3 protein-coding genes are annotated in these 1100 nt (G+C 58.9%); 2 read left to right on the top strand and 1 reads right to left on the bottom strand.

The features are described 5' to 3' along the window. Together A6A05_RS03905 and A6A05_RS03900 are read left to right on the top strand one after the other, a co-directional pair. A partial coding sequence (locus A6A05_RS03905; protein ID WP_156520882.1) for a response regulator occupies positions 1-379 on the top strand: 379 nt, incomplete at its 5' end. Then, the gene (locus A6A05_RS03900; RefSeq protein WP_068497677.1) at positions 376-870 is read left to right on the top strand and encodes a bacteriohemerythrin; all 495 of its coding nucleotides are present in this window, start codon (positions 376-378) and stop codon (positions 868-870) included. The genes A6A05_RS03905 and A6A05_RS03900, both read left to right, overlap by 4 nt. Here the strand turns inward: A6A05_RS03900 and A6A05_RS21435 are convergent. Next, positions 867-1100 (bottom strand): hypothetical protein (locus A6A05_RS21435; RefSeq protein WP_216635743.1); only part of this gene is annotated, 234 nt, incomplete at its 5' end. The genes A6A05_RS03900 and A6A05_RS21435 overlap by 4 nt on opposite strands.

Here is a 1100-nt window from a genome sequence, read left to right as displayed (position 1 = left end):
GCCTTCCAATTGGGCCGGAATTTTGCCATTCTGCCGTCAATCAGGGGCGTATGGACCGCCCATATGGGGAATGTCGGTTAAAGAAATCATAGAAGCTGCCAACGGTGAAGAGGCCATCGCGCAAATAGGCAGCAGCCGAGCCCAATTGGTCATCATGGATTGGAAAATGGATGTGATGGATGGACTTGAGTGCACCCGTCGGATACGAGCTGGTACCGATGGCATCGATCCAAAGCTACCAATTATCTTGCTGACAGGAATGACCGGAAGTGATTCTGAGGGGGACGCCTATGAAGCGGGAGTCGACCTGTTCATGGAAAAGCCGTTCTCCATCAAGAAACTGCATGCTGGTGTCGTGAAGATCCTCGGTGCAGGATGACAAGTGATCCGGCAAACTCTGAGCGCCCCAATGACTGGACTGACGACCTGTCGGTCGGCGTGGACGTCATCGACGAGGATCATCAGGCGTTCTTCCGGCTGGCAGATCTGTTGCGCGACATCATTGGCAGACCCGACGAAAGTCAGGACATGCTTGTCGAAACCTCCATAAACATCCTTGAGGAATACGTGAAAGGCCATTTCCTGCGCGAGGAAACGGCCATGGCCGCCGCTGGCTATCCGTTGCTGGCCGAGCATGCCGCGGCCCATGAGGCCTTCGCCGCACGCGCCCATCAGATCGCCCAAGCCTACAGAGGCGGCGACAAGGAAGTGGCGACCGCGATCAACGACCTTGTGAGGCGGTGGATCGTCGGCCACATCCGGACCATGGACATGCAATACCGCGGCATCCTCACAAACGAGAACGTCGACGACCGGCCCTTAGCCTACCTGACCGCCGGTGAAGACATCCAGACCGACGACTGGCCCTAGGAGGGCAGGCCATTGCTCCGGGCATCCGGGATTACGGTCTTTTCTTTTTGGCTGTCAGCATCTTGAAAAGGTCGGCCTGCGTCATCGGGACGGTCGCCGGTTCCGCGGCGGCGACGTTCGAGGCGGCACCACCAGCTTGGCCACTGGCCGTTGCCGGCGGCGGCGGCGATCGTGTTCAAGGTGGCTGGCAAGTCGCGGCAGGCGTTCTCGTAGTTCAGGTGCACGACCCG

Source organism: Magnetospirillum moscoviense, from assembly GCF_001650635.1.
GTDB classification, from domain to species: domain Bacteria; phylum Pseudomonadota; class Alphaproteobacteria; order Rhodospirillales; family Magnetospirillaceae; genus Magnetospirillum; species Magnetospirillum moscoviense.
The sequence above is the reverse complement of the archived record's forward strand: the minus strand, read 5'-3'. Positions and strand labels throughout refer to the sequence as shown.

Excerpts from the sequence above, each read along its gene's own strand:
- A6A05_RS03900 (WP_068497677.1), top strand. The coding sequence starts at position 376 with ATGACAAGTGATCCGGCAAACTCTGAGCGCCCCAATGACTGGACTGAC.